This is a genomic window from Bacillus sp. JJ1474 (assembly GCF_036965225.1).
Taxonomy (GTDB): domain Bacteria; phylum Bacillota; class Bacilli; order Bacillales; family Cytobacillaceae; genus Cytobacillus.
Genome location: NZ_JBALPC010000093.1, coordinates 13,207 through 31,257, shown reverse-complemented (window position 1 = coordinate 31,257; position 18,051 = coordinate 13,207). Strand labels below are relative to the sequence as shown.

Below are 18,051 nucleotides of genomic sequence, written 5' to 3'. Positions count from 1 at the left end.
TCATTAATATGAAAGAACATATCTCTAATTGGAGGTCATATAAATGGAAAAGAAATCGATCACAGGTGCAATAGAATTTAGCGAAGAAAAGTTTACTAAAAGGATTATTTTTCGCGAGGGCGAAAGCACAGTATTCGTCTTAAATTTCATGCCTGGTCAGAAACTTCCTGCACATAAGCATCCAGGAACTAATGTGTATTTAATGGTCCTTCAAGGTAACGGGACACTCATCATTAATGGAGAACCATTCGAGGTTGCGGAAAAAGATGTCATTCGGGCAGATGGCGAAGAAGAATTCGCTTTTACAAACAGCGGAAATGAAAATGTTAGCCTTTATGTCATGTTAAATAAAATTCCTGATGAACGTTATGCGCAAAACTTTTAAATTAAAACATTATTAGTTAGCAATATGCCGCCTTATCCATAATGCTGGTAATCAACAATGTATTCAAAAAAAAGCTTTCCTATCTGGACTTAGTCCATTATAGAAAAGCTTTTTTGCCATTATAATGGCAACAACTGTATTTGAGAATGGTTTTTGATTTCTTCAATCATCTGAACCCACTCTTGTGGCTTATTAGACAGTACTGAATAATATGTCGTTAAAAAGTCTGAAACTAATCGTGCCGGAATTTCGGAAACATTGTCATCCATCGGCATGAAACAAAAATCGAGACCTTTAACGGCTTCTCCATCATTTTTCCAAGAAGGATGTACATAAGATAAATCAAGGCGCTTATACCCGAGATGCGATAAGACTTCACGGCGAACAAATGGATTCATTGGCTTTACTCCGCCAAATTCATGATCATCAAGCTGATAAGGATCATAGATTTCTGCAAACATGCCAAACAATTCTTTGCCATTTGCTTTTGCTAATTCATTCAAGTCTTTTTCCCTATTTTGTGCTAAGAAACGGCCTAGGCTAAGCCCTGGACGGCCAATAATAGTAAAATCGGTCATAGCAATATTCCAATCAGAATAGTACCTATATTCTGTTGCACCAACTACCTCATTCTGATGTACAGCAACAAACACTCTTATACCCGGATCTTCTAATGGTTCCTTCCACAATTCATATTCCAGCACCTCTTCAGGAGGAAATACCTCTTTCATTAAATCATGCATTTTGACAAACAATGGATCTTCAATGCTCGTTATTCTTCTATATTCCATTTAATCTTTCTCCTCTCTATATAAATTTCTCCTCGGAGAAATTACACCCAGATTTTTATCCTTGCTGAAAAAAGTTAAAGGGGTTTTTCCACTCCATCAAAACGGCATGATGAAGAGATTCTTCATCTTCTAAGTAGTTTTCGATGATAGCAATCGGTGTTCTGCCTGATCGCAAAAGAAAGGAAATAACGGGATCACGCAGAACTCCTTTGACCACAGCATCAATATATTCACTTGGTGACATAGTCTCTGCCACTTTGTGATACCCTGGCATTCTTCCGCCGCCAAGCAAACGATCAAGGCCAAGCTGAACGACTACTTGATACATCGATTGCATCAACATTTTTCCTAGCCCCAGCTTACGGTACTTTGGTCTAACACTTATGTCAACAATATAAAGAGTGTTTCCGTTCGGGTCATGATTGCGAATATATCCGCTATCCGTTACCTCTTCCCATTTATGTGATGGATGTTTCGGATCAAAATGAACACAAACCCCAGTTAATGATCCAGCCAATTGGCCATTTACCTCTACACAAAGCGCCCCTTCAGGAAATAAAGTAACATGATATTGCAATTGTTCTTTATTCCACCATAATTCTGAAGGAAAAGGGGGCGGAAAGCATTCCGCTTGAATTTGGATCAGCTCATCAAAGTCAGACTCCGTGTAATTCCGTATAATAATAGGGACTGGTTTTTCCTGATCAAAGGCATAAAATTCGCTGCGATAAGCCATTTTCATCCCTCTTTACCATTTATTTTTCCCAATCCGGATATAGATCGACACGTCGATCACGCCAAGTTGTAACTGAACCTCTTTCTCTGACTTCATGTAACAGTGTTAAATCTAGATCCGCTGTAACAATCATATCATCATTGATTTCCCCTTCGACCATAATTCCTTTTGGAGGAAATGGGACATCATTTGGAGTAATAACAGCTGCTTGGCCAAAATTCCCCCGCATGAAATCAACAGTCGGAAGGGAACCGACAGTCCCTGTTACGACAACATACACTTGATTCTCAATTGCGCGTGCATGGCATGTATAACGAACGCGATGGAAGCCGTGACGGTCATCTGTACAAGATGGACAGAATATGACATCTGCCCCCTTAGCTTTTGCCATCCTAACGATTTCCGGAAATTCAATGTCATAGCATGTCAATATGGCAATTCGCCCTTTATCCGTGTCAAAAACCTCAAGCCCCTCACCTGCAGACATGTTCCATTCTTCTACTTCCGTTGGGGTAATATGCAATTTAGCCTGCTCAACAATCCGGCCGTCCGGGTAAAACATATGTGCCACATTGTATAAACGGCCTTCCTTTTCTATCACATGTGTACCGGCTATAATATGTGTATTCGTTTCTTTAGCGAATTTTGTAAAAAGATTCTTATATTGTTCTGTAAAGTCAGGAAGTTCATTAATCGTTAAACTTGTTCCTTGCTCATTCCCAATCGATAAAAGCTGGGTAGTAAAAAATTCAGGAAACAAAATAAATTCCGATCCAAACTCCTGTGCTGTTTTAATATAATGTTCACACTGCTTCGCAAAATCCTCAAATGAATGAATCGTATGCAGATGATACTGCACCGCAGAAACTCGTAGTTTCAATGTCATCCCCCTTATCATTTAATAATAGAGATGAGTTGTTAACTCAATCTTTATTGATTATCAGATATTTCACAAAAAATAACAATAGTCATTTTAAAAGTTTTCATTTTCCGCAGAAAAAGCGCTGCTATAAGAAGCAACGCTCTTGGTTTTATTATTTTACAATGAAATCTTTCTGTTAATCAAGATGCGGCTCCATACCAGCACTGACTATTTTGAATTCCAATTCACCTGTATTTTCGATTAAAAAGTACATTTTATTTTGCCCGCTTTTCAATTGGCCCTTATATCCCTTTTCCAATTCTGCATGGAAGGATACGACAAATTCAACTTGAGTTTTCGATCTTACACGCTCTTCTAACGTTTTCATTTCAATTTTCTTTATCCCTTTTTTAAATGCTTCAGTGTTAAAGTCCCCATACAAGAATTGTTCTGCAGCTTGGGTATGATCCACAAGCAGGAATTTAAAAAAGATAAAGGCCGGATTGATATTGCCTGGAATATCTAAATTCACAGGCATATATGGTCTTTCACTAATTTTCCACCCTTTGCCTTGCAAATAGATAACCTCAGTATGAAATGCTTCTGTTTCATTTAACTCGCCTACCGGAACCTCTAACTTATATGTTCTTTTCTTGTCATCCTTTTCTAAGAAAAGAGCCTTTGCTTTATCCCATTGCAACAGAGATCCCCCATCGGCTTCTGGCTGTGCCATCTTTCCTTTATGCTCGATTATTCCCCGTTCCTCGATAAACTGATTAGCCTGTGACTTAGTCAATGTGCTAGTCAAGTATTTCATGAGCTTTTTCTTTGTGCCAATGTCACTAGATAAATACCGGTATGGCATATTTTCATATTGAAATGATTGGTATTCACCCTTTTTATAGTTCCCGCCACTTTGAATATACGTTTCACTTTTCTTCCATTTACTTACTAAAGATACTACCTGTTTTTCAGTTATCGCCTTTTCCTGCTTCACATTTTGAACAATTTTATTTGGCTGCTCTTTGGCCATTGCTCCTTCTGTTAAAGTAAATACTGGTAAACTTAATATCGTTACGGCAAGCCCTGAATATAACCATTTTTTTGCTTTCATTTTGAATTCCTCCATTAACTCGTTTTGCTTTGTTTCTAACTGAATTGTACCCCAGCACCGAGTTTAAGGATTTACGAAATGGTTAAAAAAGAGTTCTATTTTGGTAACAGAAATTATAGTGATCTTACACTTGCCTGAATTTAATTTTTAGTATGATCTGGTTTAATACTTCCGAAATCACAAGTCCAGCAGCAATCGCACCTGAAATCATGAAGGCCTTTGCCGCTAACTGTATGGCGACATTATAATCGTTAACAACAAAATGACGCATCGCATTATAAGCAATTCCACCTGGGACAAGAGGGATAATTCCAGATATACTAAAAATGATAATCGGCGTTTTATACATTTTTGCGAAGATTTGACTGATAACCGCAACCATGAAAGCAGCAATAAATGATGCAATAACCGCATCAAAGTCATATTCTACAAGAGAAAAATATACAATCCACCCGACCATCCCAACAAGCCCGCATTTAATAAGGGACTTTCTCGGCGCGTTAAATAATATGGCGAAAGAAGCTGTAGCAACAAAGCTTGTGATTAAATGTACAATCATCATTTCTCATCCCCATCATTCTTTCTAAAAAAATGCGACAACGACCGCCACTCCTGTTCCGATTGCACAAGCGGTAAAAAATGCTTCCGCTCCCTTAGACAAGCCTGCCACTAAATGCCCGGCCATAAGATCTCGGATTGCATTTGTGATTAATAAACCCGGAACTAGCGGCATAACAGATCCAATAATAATTTTGTCTAGCTGTGTCCCTATTCCTGTCCGTACAAAAAAATAGGCACTTAACCCAATAATAAAAGCAGCTAAAAACTCCGAAAAAAACTTAATTTTCACTAGACGATGTATATAAATAAAACAAATAAATCCTAAACCGCCACTGATGATAGCTGGTAAAAAATCACTCCATTTTCCTAAATACATCAATAGAAAGCACCCGCTGGAAATAGATGCTGCAAGAATTTGCTGATATATAGGAAATGTGAAATTAGCCTTTTCAATTTCATTAAGCTTTATAAAGGCTTCTTTAATGTCCATTTCACCACTGCTTATTTTTCTTGAAATCCCATTAACTAAAGTAACTTTATATAGATCTGTTGTTCGCTCGGATATTCGAATGAGCTTTGCAGGCTCTGTTCCATCAATCGAAAAGATAATACCAGTTGGCACGACATAGCTATGAGAATGGGGAATGCCCAACGCTGCGGCAATTCTTGACATCGTATCCTCCACCCGATACGTTTCTCCGCCGCATTGCAGCATAATTTTTCCTGCAAGCAGACATAAATCAATCACTTCAAATGTTTGAGGAAATTTATTTTCCAACCTTATCCCTCCTTATGCTAAAACGATAGGCTGTTACCCTAATATTTTATTATTACAGATCATAATGCTTTAATAATATAAGGTCAAAATTAATATTATGCAACAGTTCTTCCATTTTATATTGTAAAGGTTTTATTAATTTCTTGTTCACCTTAAATCTATCGCATTTTATTTTGCTATGATGAAGAAGATTTCATTTGAAGGAGAATAATCGTGAACCAAAATATTAGAAAAAACAACTTTACATCTTTACTTGAAATTCTTTTTATTTCCATGAAGCTAGGGTTAACCTCATTTGGCGGTCCCGTTGCACACCTTGGATATTTTCATCAGGAATATGTGAAAAGACGAAAGTGGCTGGATGAAAAAAGCTATGCTGATTTAGTTGCACTATGCCAATTTCTTCCTGGGCCTGCGAGCAGTCAGGTTGGCATTGGCATTGGGGTTATTCGCGGCGGATTGATGGGCGGAATTTTAGCCTTTCTTGGATTTACATTGCCTTCTGTCTTTGCCTTAATTTTGTTTGCCCAACTGCTTAGTATTCAAGAAATTGGGGCTTCCTCTTGGATTCATGGGCTAAAAATTGTAGCAGTCGTGGTAGTCGCCCACGCCATCCTCGGAATGGCCCAAAAGCTAGCACCTGATTTAAAAAGAAAGACCATTGCCTTGTTTGCCATTGTTGCGACCCTTTTCTGGCAAACTGCCTTTTCACAAATCGGCATTATACTATTATCTGGTGTTTTAGGCTACCTATTTTATAAAAACTCTATTGATCAAATAGAGAAACAAAATCATTTTCCACTTTCAAAACGATTAGCTTTCGGATGCCTTCTAATATTCGTTTTACTGCTAATCGGGTTACCTGTACTAAGAGAGATGACTAATCTAGACTGGGTTGCCTTATTTGACAGCTTCTACCGTTCTGGTTCTCTCGTATTTGGCGGGGGGCATGTCGTGTTGCCTCTGCTTGAGCGAGAATTTGTGCCGACAGGATGGCTAAGTGAAGAAGCATTTCTAGCTGGATATGGAGCAACACAAGCTGTACCTGGGCCTTTATTTACATTCGCTGCCTATATTGGTGCTATTATTAACGGCTGGCAAGGTGGTTTGCTTGCAACTTTTGCGATTTTTTTACCCGCTTTTTTGCTTATTTTAGGAACATTGCCATTCTGGAACGAGCTTCGTTCAAATCCAAAAATTACAGGGGCTTTAATGGGTGTAAATGCTGCGGTAGTTGGTATCTTAGTGGCTGCATTCTATCATCCTATTTGGACGGGTTCGATTTTAGCACCTAAAGATTTCGCATTCGCCGTCATCCTTTTTAGTATGCTTACTTATTGGAAACTTCCGCCATGGGTTATTGTTTTAACTGGAGCGGCGGGCGGAATATTGCAAGATTATATCTGACAGAAAAGGCTGCCAAATTGGCAGCCTTTTTATAATGGGATCTCCAAAATAACTTTCGTTCCCTTGCCTTTTACAGAATGGATCGTCATTGTACCGCTCACTGCACGCGCCCTATCCTCCATACTGAAAAGTCCAACTCCACGTGATATTTGATCCACATCAAATCCTATTCCCTTATCCTCAATCACTACTCTGATTCCATCATCCATTTTTCGAATGATCACTGACGCCTCATCTGTTTCTGCGTATTTCCGAATATTCGTCAGACTTTCTTGTATAATGCGATAGATAGAAATTTCCGTACTAGGACTAAGACGGCTATTTAAATAACAATCAAAATGTACATTGATAAGATAATTTTCTGAAAACCTCACTAAATAAGAGCGTATTGCCGGAATTAGCCCAAGATCATCAAGTACGGACGGTCTCAGCTCCCATGAAAGATCACGAAGGTCTTCAATAATTTCCCTCGCTTCATCTTGCATTTGTTCCAGTAAAGGATGTTCCATTTCTGCCTGCAGCCTGTTTATCGTAATTAAATGGCTATATAAATTTTGTCCCACCCCATCATGCAGCTCTCTAGATAATCTTTTTCTTTCCTCTTCTTGAATATCAATTATCTTTGTCATCATATTTTGGAGCTCATCTTCTATCTGCTTTCTGTTTGTAATTTCATGCCGAATCGCTAAATATTGATAGGGTTTGCCGTTTTCACCAAGGAAAGGAACAATGGTCGTATCCACCCAGTAAAAGGTACCATCCTTTGCCTGATTCCTTATTTCACCCTTCCATACTTCCCCTGAAGAAATGGTCCGCCAAAGCTCAGTGAAAAACTCCTTAGAATGATAATTTGAGTTTATGATTCGATGATCTTGCCCAATAAGCTCCTCAGCAGAATACTTAGATACTTCGCAGAATTTCTGATTGACATATGTAATAATACCTTTATGATTAGTAAATGCGACAATCGTTGACTCATCTAATGCAAATTGTAAATCGACAAGCTCATGAAGATAATAAGATTGCTGTTTATTAATTCTGGAATGATCCATAGCATGATGAAAAATAACAAGATAAAATTTTTCCTGATTTAAAGAAAAACTGTTCACCCTGAATATAAGGGAAATTCTTTGACCTTCCAAACGCTCTCCCTTTTGATGAATAACAACACCTTCATTAATTTCCCTTAAGTTCGTTTCAGGGAATAATACATTAAAATTAATTCCGACCATTTCACTTTCTGGATATCCAAAGCTTTCACAGGCTTTATTATTGGCGTACGAAATGGCGCCTGATTCGTTGACGAGAATAGTCGCTTCATTCGAATCAGGAGCAGGTAAATTTCGGTTCATTATTAACCTCCTGTGGGCTACTAAAACAAACTTTCAAAAGCTTTTGCAGCTTGTTTAACTGTTAATTGTTCCTTTTCCGTTAGAGGGGTATTTGACCGTCTCCCTACTAATAACACACCTTTCGGAACACTTTTTATAAATAGAGGGACTGCGAATGCAAATACTAGCTTTTCAGCCAGCATGATCGGATATTCAAGTGCCTTGCCCGTAATCTCTTCTGGGAAATTTTTTATCGTGATTGGACTTCCTGTAGAAATCACTTTACCAGCGATTCCTTTTCCATAGCGAACAGTAATTCTCTTATACTTCTCATTACTGTTGCCGGCTGCAGAATGCCAACTAACATCAGGTCCCTCCTGATTTTGCAAAGCCAGTCCAACAAAATCCACATTCATAGTTGTTAATATTTTTTCACATTGATTTGCAATTTCCACTGAGTTTATCAAGGTTTTGACCATCCCTTAAATTCCATATCCTAATAACCCCTTTTTCAAAGCAAATTCAACTAGCTCTGGCCTTGTTTTCATTTGTAGCTTCTCCATTAAGTTGCTCTTATGTGTTTCGACTGTTTTCACACTAATTACTAGCTGTTCTGCAATCTCTTTATTAGAAAATCCTTTGGCAATAAAGGTAAGCACTTCCTTTTCTCGATCAGACAACAGGTTAAATGTATCTGTATTCCCTTGTTTAACTCCGAAAAGGTACTCCTCCATTACTCTTTTCGTCGCTGATGGATGCAAATATGCGTTGCCATTAGCAACTGAACGAATGGCTGACAGCAGTTCATCATGTGGGGCACTTTTCAATATGCAGCCAGAAGCTCCTGCTTGGATAGCTCTAAATAAATACTCTTCATCATCATGCATAGTAAGAATAAGGATTGCTGTATCTGGCAATAATTTTTTCAATTCAGAAGTAGCCGATAATCCATCTCTTCCATGTGGCATGCTTAAATCCATGACCACAACATTTGGATTAAGCTCAAGTGATTTTTGGATCCCTTCATTTCCCTCGGATGCTTCACCGACAACTTCTATGTCCGGATGATTATTTAAAAGCATTTTTAATCCCATTCTAACAACGGCATGATCATCACAAAGAAGAATTTTAATCAAGTCATCTCCCCCATTCGTTTTTTTCTATGTAATCCATTATATAAAAATTTACAGCAGACTCCTAGTTTAGTGTGCTAAATATACAATAAGGGATTGCATACCGCAAATCCCCTAAGTGTTTGTTTCATATTATATTGGCAACTGAAGTTCAATCAGTGTACCTTCCCCTATTTTTGAAGAAAGAAACCATTGTCCGCCAATTAAATGCATCCGCTCCTGCATGGCGGCTAGGCCGGTCGATTGATTCATCCCTTTTTCCATATCAAAGCCTTTTCCAGCATCTTTAATAAAGATTCGCAAATGGCTTTGCTCCCATATAAAGGTTACCTCCGCATTTACTGTATCCGCATATCTGGCAATATTGGCTAAGGCCTCCTGACAAACTCGGAATAATGTAATCCTTTCCTTTTCATTCAGAGAGACCTCTTCACCCATACTCACTAAATGTACTTCGATCCCGTAGGTGGAAGTATAAAGCTTTAAATAGCTTTTCATTGCCGGCAGAAGTCCAAGCGTCGTTAAGGTAGGAGGGTGTAATTCAACCGAAAGCAGCCTAATCTCTTGAATCGTTCTTTCTAGTAATTCAGCCATGCTGCCGACATAGCCTTTCATCGTATCTTCTTCAACAGCTGATTGAATGAATTGCATACCTGTGTAAAGACTATACAAATTTTGCCCAACACCTTCGTGAAGTTCAATGGCTATTCGCTTGATTTCATCTTCTTGAGACTGAATGATATAAGAACTAATATTTCTTCGGGCTGATTTTGTATCCATACCTTCCTTCCTCTCTAGCGCTACGCTTCCTTCACATTCCTGCTCGACATATCACTAAACATTCCGGCATATTGTACAACTTCTCCGGCGTCATTTTTAATGGCACTAATCGTTAGCCATTGTAGATATGGTTCTCCATCCTTGCGTTTATTCCAAATTTCTCCTTGCCAGAATCCATTCTCTTCAATAGAGTTCCATAATCCTTCATAAAAATCTTTCGATTGCATGCCGGATTTTAAGATATTCGGATTCTTCCCGATGACTTCGTTCTTTGTATACCCTGTAATTTTTGAAAATGCAGGGTTTATTGAAATAATTTTACCATGAATGTCCGTTACAAGAATCCCTTCAACTGTGTGATCAATTACTTGATTAGCAATCCCCATTTTTCCTTGGTAATACATCCAAATGACTAATATTAAGCTTGCTAAAGCGACTTCAGATAACGCCATAAACCCGATTGCATAATGGCCAGTAATATTAAACAGGATGGTTAAAATTAATGGCGGGAAAAATCCTCCAAGTCCTCCCATCGCTGAAACAATCCCATTGACGATTCCTGCCTGTTTATGAAAATACATTGGAACGAGTTTAAATATTACCCCATTTCCGACACCTGCACAAAGTGCAATCGTTAGACAGCCAAATGTGTACCAGCCGATGGATGGAGCGAAGGATAGGATCATCGCTGAAATTGTATATACTCCAAAAACGAACATTAATAAAATGAGAGAATGAAAACGGTCAGCTAACCAGCCGCCAAGTGGTCTCATCACAGTAGCAATCACGATGAACCCAGCTGTTCTTAATCCAGCATCTACTTTATCAAGCCCGAAGCTTGCGACTAAAAAGTTTGGCAAATAAATAGTAAAGGCAACAAATGAACCGAAAGTAATAAAGTAAAATAAACTTAAGAGCCATAGTTTTTCGTTTTTATAAACACCTTTAATTTGTTCCATTAAAGGAGTTTTGACCCGATGTTCTTTTTTATCGCCTAAGAAGAAGTTGGCTACGATGAATATGCCCAGAATAACAAGATAAAACTGAACAGTAGTAGACCAGCCAAACTTAGAAGCTAATACTGGGGCTCCGAAAGCTGATAGCGCAGTTCCAAGATTACCAGCACCATAAATTCCATTTACAAAACCATGGCGTTCCTTTGGATAATATTTTGGAAGAGATGTTACTCCTACTGAGAAAACCGCTCCGCCAATCCCTAAGAAAAGACCGCCAATTAATAAATCAGTGATAGAGTTAGCAATGCTAATATAATAAACAGGGAAGATTAGCAAAATAAAGCTTATTAAAAAGATCGTCCGTGCACCAAATTGATTTGCATAATAGCCTAATGGAATCCTTAGTATGGATCCAAGGATAACAGGAATAGCTGTTACAAGTGCCAATTGATTCGCTGGTATGGCAATATCCTCTTTAATATAAGGCAATAAGGATGAAATTAATACCCAGACCATGAAGCCAACGACAAGGTTTAATGTTTGTAATGGAAGCTGTATTTTTTTAACCATTCAAACCACTCTCTCTTCTAATCACATAGTTTAAACCTGATTGCTCATCCAAGGCAGACCATTCACCATCATTTAGCACAACTTTCGCCGTTAGTGGGACCGCAAAGAAATACCGGTCATCAAAATAAATGCGAAGATGTGTTCCATCTGGGCATAGCCCTGTTTTTGCAATCGTTTTTTCCACAAAAGGGGCTTGATCCCCATTTTCTTGATCTAAAATTGCTACTTTAACTGTTTTTCTTACAAATGAATCTAACGTTTCCAGTTCAATGGGCTCCACAGCTTGAGCATCCTCTCTTTGCAGGGTAGATAAACATTTTATAGCCTTGAAGGTATTCCCAGAAAGCGGAATCTGCATGATCCTCTATATAGGCGGCTGTTTCATCCTCTGAATTCCATTTACTCATACCCTTTACTTCGGCAATAACGATTTCTATATCATTTTCAATTTTCTCTTCTAAATACCAGTTCAAACGGACACCGGCAAAAAGCTTTGTCAGCATTTGATCAATTTCGCCAGCAAAATTTCCTGACGGCATTCTCATAAAACAAAAATCAAGATATGTTTCACTGTTCATTTGCTTCACGCCTTTACATTTTTCATCTTTTTATAAGCAAATAAGGCAATTGGAAAAAGGATAATATTTAATCCGCAAAATATTAACGTATTTACATAGTTTTCGTAAAAGAATTGATGGACCATATATTGTGTAAATACGATATTGAGAAACAAAACGGCAGCAAGGACAATGACTCCAACGTAACTACGCTTCATATCGTTTCACCTTTACTGCATATACAGCACCCTTCTCTACTTTTACTTGAATTTCTGGAAGTGGCCGTCTTGGTGGTCCTGCAGTTGGAGCACCTGTTTGAACATCAAATTTGCCATGGTGACAAGGACAAACCATTTCTCCTTGATCCTTGACCCAAAATACGGGACAGCGTAAATGTGTGCATGCATTTTGGTATGCAACATATTTATTTTCAGATAATCTTATTAGAATTGCATCATCATGTTCTCCTGGAAATTTGAAATCAACGGCATCTCCGATTGGGAGTTTTTCGATATCGATAATTTTTTTATGAGGATATTCCTTTTCTCCAAGACCCATTAATTCTTTTGCGGCAACCGCTCCCCATGGAAGGGAGGAAACAGCGAACACCCCAGCTGCACCCACTAACGTTTTCATAAAGCCGCGTCGGTCGAGCTTCCGTTCATTATTCTGATTAATATTATGTGTGTAATTATCTTCTTGAAAGGGGATTTTATTATTTTTATCTGATGGCACTTGAATCCCTCCTAAAACAACTTAGTTACGCCTTGTAAAATACCAGGCAGATTGATTTTCACGTTCGTTTCACCTTCAAGATAAGGCAGGCTCGTTATCCATTTGCCATTATCAAGATTGAATTGCTTTTTCTTATTTTCAATTTCTTCATCTGTCAACCATTGAAGCGTATTAGATGGACAAACACTCGCACACATTGGCGGGATTCCATCCTTCGTACGATCAATACATAGGTCACATTTATACATTAAGTTCTGTTCTATATCAAACTTCGGTATTCCATATGGGCAGGCAATCGTACAGTTTTGGCAGCCAATACATTTCTCGACTAATGCTGATAAAACAGCCCCGGTTTCATGTATCTGAATCGCTTGCGCCGGGCAGCTCCTTGCACATGCCGGATTCACACAGTGAAGGCACATGAGAGGCATAGTTTGCCGATTAACTAATGGGTTTACATCGTAAACATAGTTCCGGTTTCTTTCCTCATGCCCGCCGCACTGTGTACAGGCGGCAAGGCATGAACGGCATCCGATACAATTTTCTAATTCTAAATAAAGCCTCTTTTTCATTTACTGCACCTTCTTTATTTCAAGTTTTTCCATTTGAGCGGCACATGCTTTAAATTCTGGCATTCTTGAAATTGGATCAAGAGCACCGATTGTTAATATATTTATAGATTTTTCATGGCCCCAGTGGTAAGGAACAAACACGGAATCCTTCCGAATGGCCTCTGTGATTTTTACCTTATAGATCGTTTCTCCCCTGCGAGTAAAGAGACGGACTGATTCTTCATGTTCAATATTGTATTTTGCAGCCGTTTCTGGATGTACTTCTACAAATGGATCAGGACACATATCATGAAGGAATTGAATTCTTCTCGTCTGATTCCCTGATAAATAATGGTAGACAACACGTCCTGTCGTTAATCGCAATGGGTATTCTTCATCCGGTTCTTCTGCGGATGGTCTGTATGGCAATGCAAAGATTTTTGCTCTTCCATCAGGATGATTGAACTTTTTATCTAAAAATAATCGTGGTGTTCCAGGGTCATTTTCATCTCTACATGGCCAGAAAACGCCGTCTTGCTTGTCGATCTTTTCCCATGTGACGCCGTAGTAATCAGCAGTTCCACCTTTGGAAGCGACACGCAGCTCATTAAAGATGTCTTCAGAGGTTTTTAAGTGTGAAAAATATTTGCCGCGCCTCATTCTCTCGGAAATCTCTATTTGAATCTGCCAGTCTGGCTTTGATTCGCCTAGTGGCTTTTGTGCTTGATTGATCTTAATAATTCGTCCCTCAACATTTGTTGTTGTTCCTTCATCTTCTGCCCAAGTGGTTGTTGGCAGCACGACATCAGCAAATTCAGCTGATTCCGAAAGATAAAAGTCAACACATACCATGAATTCTAGGTTTTTCAGCTGCTCCCGAACATAGTTCTGATCTGGTGCTGAAACGGCAGGATTTGAACATAAAAGGTATAATGCGCGAATCGTCTTTTGTTGCATTAATCCAAACATTTCAAATGCGGATACACCCTCTTTTGGCATTTCTTCCGGTTCAATACCCCACACCTTTGAAACATATTTTACGTGATCAGGATTTGCTATTTTACGATATCCAGGCAGAGCATCGGCTTTTTGACCATGTTCACGACCCCCTTGACCATTCCCTTGTCCTGTAATGGTCGCAACACCCGATTTAGCACGGCCAATTTTCCCCGTAACAAGTGCCATATTTGTATAGCCAGAAACGTTATCTACCCCTTTTATTTGTTGCTCAATTCCTCTGGCAAACATGACAATTGCATTTGGAGCTTTTCCGTATAATTCTGCAGCCCGAATAATTTTCTCAGGTGCCACACCTGTGATCGCACTCGTATACTCTGGTGTGAATTCTTTTACTAGTTCCTTTGTTTCTTCAAAGCCATTTGTATGATTTTTAATAAATTCTTCATCTGTATAGCCGTTTTGAATTAATAAATTTAATATCCCATTTGCAAGTGCAAGATCAGTACCTGGTCTTAAATCAAGGTGAAGATCCGCTCTTCTAGCTACTGGTGTTTCCCTTGGATCAGCAACAATCACATAGCCGCCTCGTTCTTGAACTGCCCACACTCTGAACATCATGGTCGGGTGACATTCGGCGGTATTGCTGCCTGCAAGAAATATACAATCGGTATCCTGTATATCTGTCCATGGAATCGTTGAACCTCTATCGATACCCAGGGAACGATTTAAACCACCTGCAGCACTTGCCATACAGAATCGGCCATTATAATCAATGTAGCGTGTTTGCAGTCCAACCCGAGCGAATTTCCCGGTTAAGTAACACTTTTCATTAGTCATGGAAACGCCGCTATACACTGAGAGTGAATCTTTTCCATAATTCTCTTGAAGCTCTGTGAATTTTTTTACGATAAGTTCGTATGCCTCATCCCAGCTTGCTTCACGGAAGCCATTTTTCGTACCTTTTAACGATTGATCATCACGAATTAATGGTTTTAGCAAACGGTCATTATTGTTTACCTGTTGGTAAGCAGTAACTCCCTTTGGACACATCTTTCCAAGTGTAACAGGCCAATCATATCGAGGCTCTACCCCAATAATTTTGTTTGTTATTGTATTTACCCGTAAGTTCATCCCACACTGCATAGCACAATAGCTACAGTGTGTTTTGATTAAAGTTTCATTTGGGTGATTCAGGTTTTCAATATCTTTAAAAAACTGATCTCTCTCGTTTCTAAAATTAACCCTTTGCATTTTGGTTGGCCTCCTTCACTTTTACCTCATGGGTAGGGAAACCGGAGAATTGTGCAATCCGGTATTTTCTTCGGCAAGGGAGGCACATTTCAGCAAGATGATGCCCTTCCTTTGTCATAAATTCGATATGATTCACGCCAAGTACTTCAACGACATCTTTTGATTGTTCTGCTGATACAAAGCCTTCTCCACAAATCTTACATTTTTTCATTTCTTGTTCTGCATAATGTTCTCTGTAGTTTCTTGCTAACACACTCATTGGGCGGAAAGGAATATGTGCTAGTTTTCCAAAAGGCAGATAAATGAGTGTAATAATGACGGACCACTGATGGATCAGTGACATTGCTGGCTGACCTGCACCGTGTAAAAAGATGTTCATAAAGGTTAAAGCTAAACCTGTGATACTAACTAATAAAAGCATGTAAAGCGGCAGGAAATCATATAGGAATTTCTGCTCCGCTCTTGCCTGCATATTTTTCAAGCGGCGGTAAAGCGCCATGCATACTCCTGCAATGACCATTACGGCCGTAATATTTAAGGCATTATAGGATAGGTTTGCAATGATTCCATCTGCTGGGACTGTCATGACATTCATGCCCATTGCGATAATATTGTAGTAACCATTGTCGTCCATCGTGAAATACATCCAGCCGAAAACGAGAGGAAAAGTCACTAAGCAAGAAAGGATACATCCCCAACCGATTAGGACGTGCTGGGTCCATCGGTAAATTCCCCTATTCCAGATGAAATTGTATGTAGCTAAATGCTCTACAGATGTTTTTGGTGTTGATTTTCTAAATAGCAGTTTAATTCCCTTTTTGATAAAAATCTTTGTTGGCGGTCTTTCGCCCCAAGCGATAAATCGATAGAAGAACCCTCCGATAAATACGATTGTTCCAACCATATATCCATAAAGGTTTAAATCAACATGTGTGAACATTCTTGTTCCAATAAAGGATAGGATGACTAATCCAAGAACTGATAGAAACATAGACTTAGCAAAATTTGATGCAAATGCATTATTAATTGAATTGACGCGCTTTTCTTCAACCGCGGCTTTTGCCTGCATGTTTATTCCTCCTCATTCCAAACGATTAACTTACCCTTATTGTAAGAGTTAAGGAATTTTAAACATATCGGGGAACTTCCCTATCTTGTGGGGGAAATCCCCTTATCTTGAATTATGGGAAACTATTTGTGTTTTTTTACTTTTAACCCAAAAATCCCTTGGACAAACATCACTGATTATGAGTACTTTTTCTAAAATTCCTATTATCAAATTTTTCTGAAACCAAAACGAACTTTCTAACGTATACCTTTTATCGGAGGTGTTTTATTATGAAAAAAGGGATCATCATCTTTCTGGTCACAATCATAATTGAAACGGGGCTCACAATTTTTCTTGCTTCATTTTTTTCCGTGCGATTTATTGAATTGATGTTTTTTGCTGGGGTTGCCTTTTCAGCATTGACCATCTGGTTTTCTAGCAGCGGCGGTACGATAACAAATTATCAAAATAGCAAAATAGGTGCTTCCACTGGCATCATTCAGAATAGGGAAGAATTTAAATTGCGCCCAAATTATGTTGTTTATGCTTCAATTCTATTTCTCTTCATTGGGCTCATTATCTTCATCTTATTATTAACGAATGTAATACCTCCTGCTTAATCAAGTTGGAGGACTATAATCAATAAACATGATAAAATAGAAAGACAATTATTAAGGAGTGATTTGAGTGGCTAAATCAAAAGCAAAAAAACAGAGGGAGAAATCCGTCCGTGAGGGAAAAAGAAATCCTGAGTGCAGCAGAAGCACGTTTGTATTCGTAGACATGAGGACAAGAACAACAAAGACAAAGAAAGATTATCTGAATCGTCAAAAACATAAGAACCATACACTTGTTGATGGAAGTGATGGTTCTTTTTATTTTGTCAAATTATTGAGCTTTTAAATATTTTTCCCGATAGGTGATATAGGATTGTAAACTTCCTTGATAAATTAGTCTATGAGAGGATGCTTCCTTAAGGTCTTGTGGGGTGATCATGCAAAGATGCTTATTATTTATATCGAGGAGCCTGCCTTCTTGTAACACCATGGCAACAAAATGTGAGCAAAAAAAGGCGTGCTTTCTATGAATTCTTTTATTTAAAGCAATGGCCAATAAGCCAAGCAAATTGTAGCGATATTTTTGCTTATTTTCATCGATTTTTTTTATTAAATTTAACATTTGATAATATTTCTTTTCACTTACTGTAAATACTACATATACTGCACAAGATGCATTCTTGAATAGCTCTGACCGAATATCTTCCTTTACAAATCCGCCAACAAAGGGATTCCTTGGTCTTTTTCTACCAAAACTGTACACCTCAGTCAGTTCACAGTCGAAGCCAATCGAAGCATGGTTATGGCATTCTTTCGTATATAACTTAATCATTCTAGTAAATAACGTTCCTGTATCGGTAAGCAGAAGATACACCTTTCTGTCCCCCATGAATAACCCTCCTGCAAAACAATTCAAATTGGAATCCCTAAATCTATTCCGCAACTCTTCTGCTTCCATTAAAACAAATTTTCATTTTATTCATAAGAC

Annotated in this window: 23 protein-coding genes; 4 read left to right on the top strand and 19 right to left on the bottom strand. The window is 38.5% G+C overall.

What is annotated here, in order from left to right; genetic code table 11:
- Positions 1 to 43: 43 nt before the first annotated feature.
- Positions 44 to 385, top strand: a complete 342-nt coding sequence (locus V7164_RS13570; protein WP_335354330.1) for a cupin domain-containing protein — start codon at positions 44 to 46, stop codon at positions 383 to 385.
- A gap of 119 nt (positions 386 to 504) precedes the next feature.
- On the opposite strand, the gene V7164_RS13565 is transcribed toward V7164_RS13570, so the two are convergent.
- The 6 genes from V7164_RS13565 to V7164_RS13540 all read right to left on the bottom strand — a co-directional run bounded on the left by V7164_RS13565 (position 505) and on the right by V7164_RS13540 (position 5,227).
- Positions 505 to 1,176, bottom strand: a complete 672-nt coding sequence (locus V7164_RS13565; RefSeq protein WP_335354329.1) for a GNAT family N-acetyltransferase — start codon at positions 1,174 to 1,176, stop codon at positions 505 to 507.
- Between the two features lie 55 nt (positions 1,177 to 1,231).
- On the bottom strand, positions 1,232 to 1,912 hold the full coding sequence (locus tag V7164_RS13560) for a GNAT family N-acetyltransferase (protein WP_335354328.1): 681 nt from the start codon (positions 1,910 to 1,912) through the stop codon (positions 1,232 to 1,234).
- A gap of 19 nt (positions 1,913 to 1,931) precedes the next feature.
- On the bottom strand, positions 1,932 to 2,792 hold the full coding sequence (locus V7164_RS13555) for a carbon-nitrogen hydrolase family protein (RefSeq protein ID WP_335354327.1): 861 nt from the start codon (positions 2,790 to 2,792) through the stop codon (positions 1,932 to 1,934).
- A 178-nt stretch (positions 2,793 to 2,970) separates the two neighbouring features.
- Positions 2,971 to 3,888: a DL-endopeptidase inhibitor IseA family protein gene (locus tag V7164_RS13550; protein WP_335354326.1), complete on the bottom strand. Its 918-nt coding sequence runs from the start codon at positions 3,886 to 3,888 to the stop codon at positions 2,971 to 2,973.
- A gap of 124 nt (positions 3,889 to 4,012) precedes the next feature.
- Positions 4,013 to 4,447 carry a threonine/serine exporter family protein gene (locus V7164_RS13545; RefSeq protein WP_438824024.1) on the bottom strand — a complete coding sequence of 145 codons (435 nt, stop codon included), beginning with the start codon at positions 4,445 to 4,447 and terminating at the stop codon, positions 4,013 to 4,015.
- Positions 4,448 to 4,471: 24 nt separating this feature from the next.
- The gene (locus V7164_RS13540; RefSeq protein WP_335354325.1) at positions 4,472 to 5,227 is read right to left on the bottom strand and encodes a threonine/serine exporter family protein; all 756 of its coding nucleotides are present in this window, start codon (positions 5,225 to 5,227) and stop codon (positions 4,472 to 4,474) included.
- A gap of 273 nt (positions 5,228 to 5,500) precedes the next feature.
- On the opposite strand from V7164_RS13540, the gene V7164_RS13535 reads away from it, so the two are divergent.
- Positions 5,501 to 6,634: a chromate transporter gene (locus V7164_RS13535; protein WP_438824717.1), complete on the top strand. Its 1,134-nt coding sequence runs from the start codon at positions 5,501 to 5,503 to the stop codon at positions 6,632 to 6,634.
- A 29-nt stretch (positions 6,635 to 6,663) separates the two neighbouring features.
- Here the strand turns inward: V7164_RS13535 and V7164_RS13530 are convergent, their stop codons facing one another.
- The 12 genes from V7164_RS13530 to V7164_RS13475 form a co-directional block, all read right to left on the bottom strand.
- Positions 6,664 to 7,986, bottom strand: a complete 1,323-nt coding sequence (locus V7164_RS13530; protein ID WP_335354323.1) for a PAS domain S-box protein — start codon at positions 7,984 to 7,986, stop codon at positions 6,664 to 6,666.
- Positions 7,987 to 8,006: 20 nt separating this feature from the next.
- Positions 8,007 to 8,432 (bottom strand): GAF domain-containing protein, encoded by a 426-nt coding sequence (locus V7164_RS13525; protein ID WP_335354322.1) that lies wholly within the window; start codon positions 8,430 to 8,432, stop codon positions 8,007 to 8,009.
- Between the two features lie 15 nt (positions 8,433 to 8,447).
- A complete protein-coding gene (locus V7164_RS13520; RefSeq protein ID WP_335354321.1) occupies positions 8,448 to 9,101 on the bottom strand; it encodes a response regulator transcription factor in 654 nt (217 codons plus the stop codon).
- Between the two features lie 129 nt (positions 9,102 to 9,230).
- On the bottom strand, positions 9,231 to 9,878 hold the full coding sequence (locus V7164_RS13515) for a sensor histidine kinase (RefSeq protein WP_335354320.1): 648 nt from the start codon (positions 9,876 to 9,878) through the stop codon (positions 9,231 to 9,233).
- 20 nt (positions 9,879 to 9,898) lie between these two features.
- Positions 9,899 to 11,404, bottom strand: a complete 1,506-nt coding sequence (locus V7164_RS13510; protein WP_335354319.1) for a nitrate/nitrite transporter — start codon at positions 11,402 to 11,404, stop codon at positions 9,899 to 9,901.
- The gene (locus V7164_RS13505; protein WP_335354318.1) at positions 11,397 to 11,684 is read right to left on the bottom strand and encodes a hypothetical protein; all 288 of its coding nucleotides are present in this window, start codon (positions 11,682 to 11,684) and stop codon (positions 11,397 to 11,399) included. The genes V7164_RS13510 and V7164_RS13505 overlap by 8 nt, the downstream gene beginning before the upstream one ends.
- Complete coding sequence (locus tag V7164_RS13500; protein WP_335354317.1) at positions 11,671 to 11,982, bottom strand: hypothetical protein; 312 nt, start codon at positions 11,980 to 11,982, stop codon at positions 11,671 to 11,673. The genes V7164_RS13505 and V7164_RS13500 overlap by 14 nt, the downstream gene beginning before the upstream one ends.
- A 5-nt stretch (positions 11,983 to 11,987) precedes the next feature.
- Positions 11,988 to 12,179 carry a hypothetical protein gene (locus tag V7164_RS13495; RefSeq protein WP_335344915.1) on the bottom strand — a complete coding sequence of 64 codons (192 nt, stop codon included), beginning with the start codon at positions 12,177 to 12,179 and terminating at the stop codon, positions 11,988 to 11,990.
- Positions 12,169 to 12,696 carry a Rieske (2Fe-2S) protein gene (locus V7164_RS13490; protein ID WP_335354316.1) on the bottom strand — a complete coding sequence of 176 codons (528 nt, stop codon included), beginning with the start codon at positions 12,694 to 12,696 and terminating at the stop codon, positions 12,169 to 12,171. The genes V7164_RS13495 and V7164_RS13490 overlap by 11 nt, the downstream gene beginning before the upstream one ends.
- Before the next feature lie 11 nt (positions 12,697 to 12,707).
- On the bottom strand, positions 12,708 to 13,268 hold the full coding sequence (locus V7164_RS13485) for a 4Fe-4S dicluster domain-containing protein (RefSeq protein ID WP_335354315.1): 561 nt from the start codon (positions 13,266 to 13,268) through the stop codon (positions 12,708 to 12,710).
- Positions 13,269 to 15,458: a molybdopterin oxidoreductase family protein gene (locus tag V7164_RS13480; protein WP_335354314.1), complete on the bottom strand. Its 2,190-nt coding sequence runs from the start codon at positions 15,456 to 15,458 to the stop codon at positions 13,269 to 13,271.
- The gene (locus V7164_RS13475; protein WP_335344919.1) at positions 15,445 to 16,527 is read right to left on the bottom strand and encodes a hypothetical protein; all 1,083 of its coding nucleotides are present in this window, start codon (positions 16,525 to 16,527) and stop codon (positions 15,445 to 15,447) included. The genes V7164_RS13480 and V7164_RS13475 overlap by 14 nt, the downstream gene beginning before the upstream one ends.
- Before the next feature lie 269 nt (positions 16,528 to 16,796).
- On the opposite strand from V7164_RS13475, the gene V7164_RS13470 reads away from it, so the two are divergent.
- Both V7164_RS13470 and V7164_RS13465 read left to right on the top strand, forming a co-directional pair.
- Positions 16,797 to 17,126, top strand: coding sequence for a hypothetical protein (locus V7164_RS13470; RefSeq protein WP_335354313.1), 330 nt, complete (start codon positions 16,797 to 16,799; stop codon positions 17,124 to 17,126).
- Positions 17,127 to 17,193: 67 nt separating this feature from the next.
- Positions 17,194 to 17,409, top strand: coding sequence for a hypothetical protein (locus V7164_RS13465; protein WP_335344921.1), 216 nt, complete (start codon positions 17,194 to 17,196; stop codon positions 17,407 to 17,409).
- Here the strand turns inward: V7164_RS13465 and V7164_RS13460 are convergent.
- Complete coding sequence (locus tag V7164_RS13460) at positions 17,395 to 17,952, bottom strand: hypothetical protein (protein WP_335354312.1); 558 nt, start codon at positions 17,950 to 17,952, stop codon at positions 17,395 to 17,397. The two genes, V7164_RS13465 and V7164_RS13460, sit on opposite strands and share 15 nt — an antisense overlap.
- Positions 17,953 to 18,051 lie beyond the last annotated feature (99 nt).

Coding starts and splice junctions, on each gene's coding strand:
- V7164_RS13485 (WP_335354315.1), bottom strand. CDS start 13,268: ATGAAAAAGAGGCTTTATTTAGAATTAGAAAATTGTATCGGATGCCGT.
- V7164_RS13495 (WP_335344915.1), bottom strand. CDS start 12,179: ATGAAGCGTAGTTACGTTGGAGTCATTGTCCTTGCTGCCGTTTTGTTT.
- V7164_RS13500 (WP_335354317.1), bottom strand. CDS start 11,982: ATGAACAGTGAAACATATCTTGATTTTTGTTTTATGAGAATGCCGTCA.
- V7164_RS13550 (WP_335354326.1), bottom strand. CDS start 3,888: ATGAAAGCAAAAAAATGGTTATATTCAGGGCTTGCCGTAACGATATTA.
- V7164_RS13565 (WP_335354329.1), bottom strand. CDS start 1,176: ATGGAATATAGAAGAATAACGAGCATTGAAGATCCATTGTTTGTCAAA.
- V7164_RS13570 (WP_335354330.1), top strand. CDS start 44: ATGGAAAAGAAATCGATCACAGGTGCAATAGAATTTAGCGAAGAAAAG.
- V7164_RS13530 (WP_335354323.1), bottom strand. CDS start 7,986: ATGAACCGAAATTTACCTGCTCCTGATTCGAATGAAGCGACTATTCTC.
- V7164_RS13560 (WP_335354328.1), bottom strand. CDS start 1,912: ATGGCTTATCGCAGCGAATTTTATGCCTTTGATCAGGAAAAACCAGTC.
- V7164_RS13460 (WP_335354312.1), bottom strand. CDS start 17,952: ATGGGGGACAGAAAGGTGTATCTTCTGCTTACCGATACAGGAACGTTA.
- V7164_RS13545 (WP_438824024.1), bottom strand. CDS start 4,447: ATGATTGTACATTTAATCACAAGCTTTGTTGCTACAGCTTCTTTCGCC.
- V7164_RS13470 (WP_335354313.1), top strand. CDS start 16,797: ATGAAAAAAGGGATCATCATCTTTCTGGTCACAATCATAATTGAAACG.
- V7164_RS13510 (WP_335354319.1), bottom strand. CDS start 11,404: ATGGTTAAAAAAATACAGCTTCCATTACAAACATTAAACCTTGTCGTT.
- V7164_RS13535 (WP_438824717.1), top strand. CDS start 5,501: ATGAAGCTAGGGTTAACCTCATTTGGCGGTCCCGTTGCACACCTTGGA.
- V7164_RS13475 (WP_335344919.1), bottom strand. CDS start 16,527: ATGCAGGCAAAAGCCGCGGTTGAAGAAAAGCGCGTCAATTCAATTAAT.
- V7164_RS13515 (WP_335354320.1), bottom strand. CDS start 9,878: ATGGATACAAAATCAGCCCGAAGAAATATTAGTTCTTATATCATTCAG.
- V7164_RS13480 (WP_335354314.1), bottom strand. CDS start 15,458: ATGCAAAGGGTTAATTTTAGAAACGAGAGAGATCAGTTTTTTAAAGAT.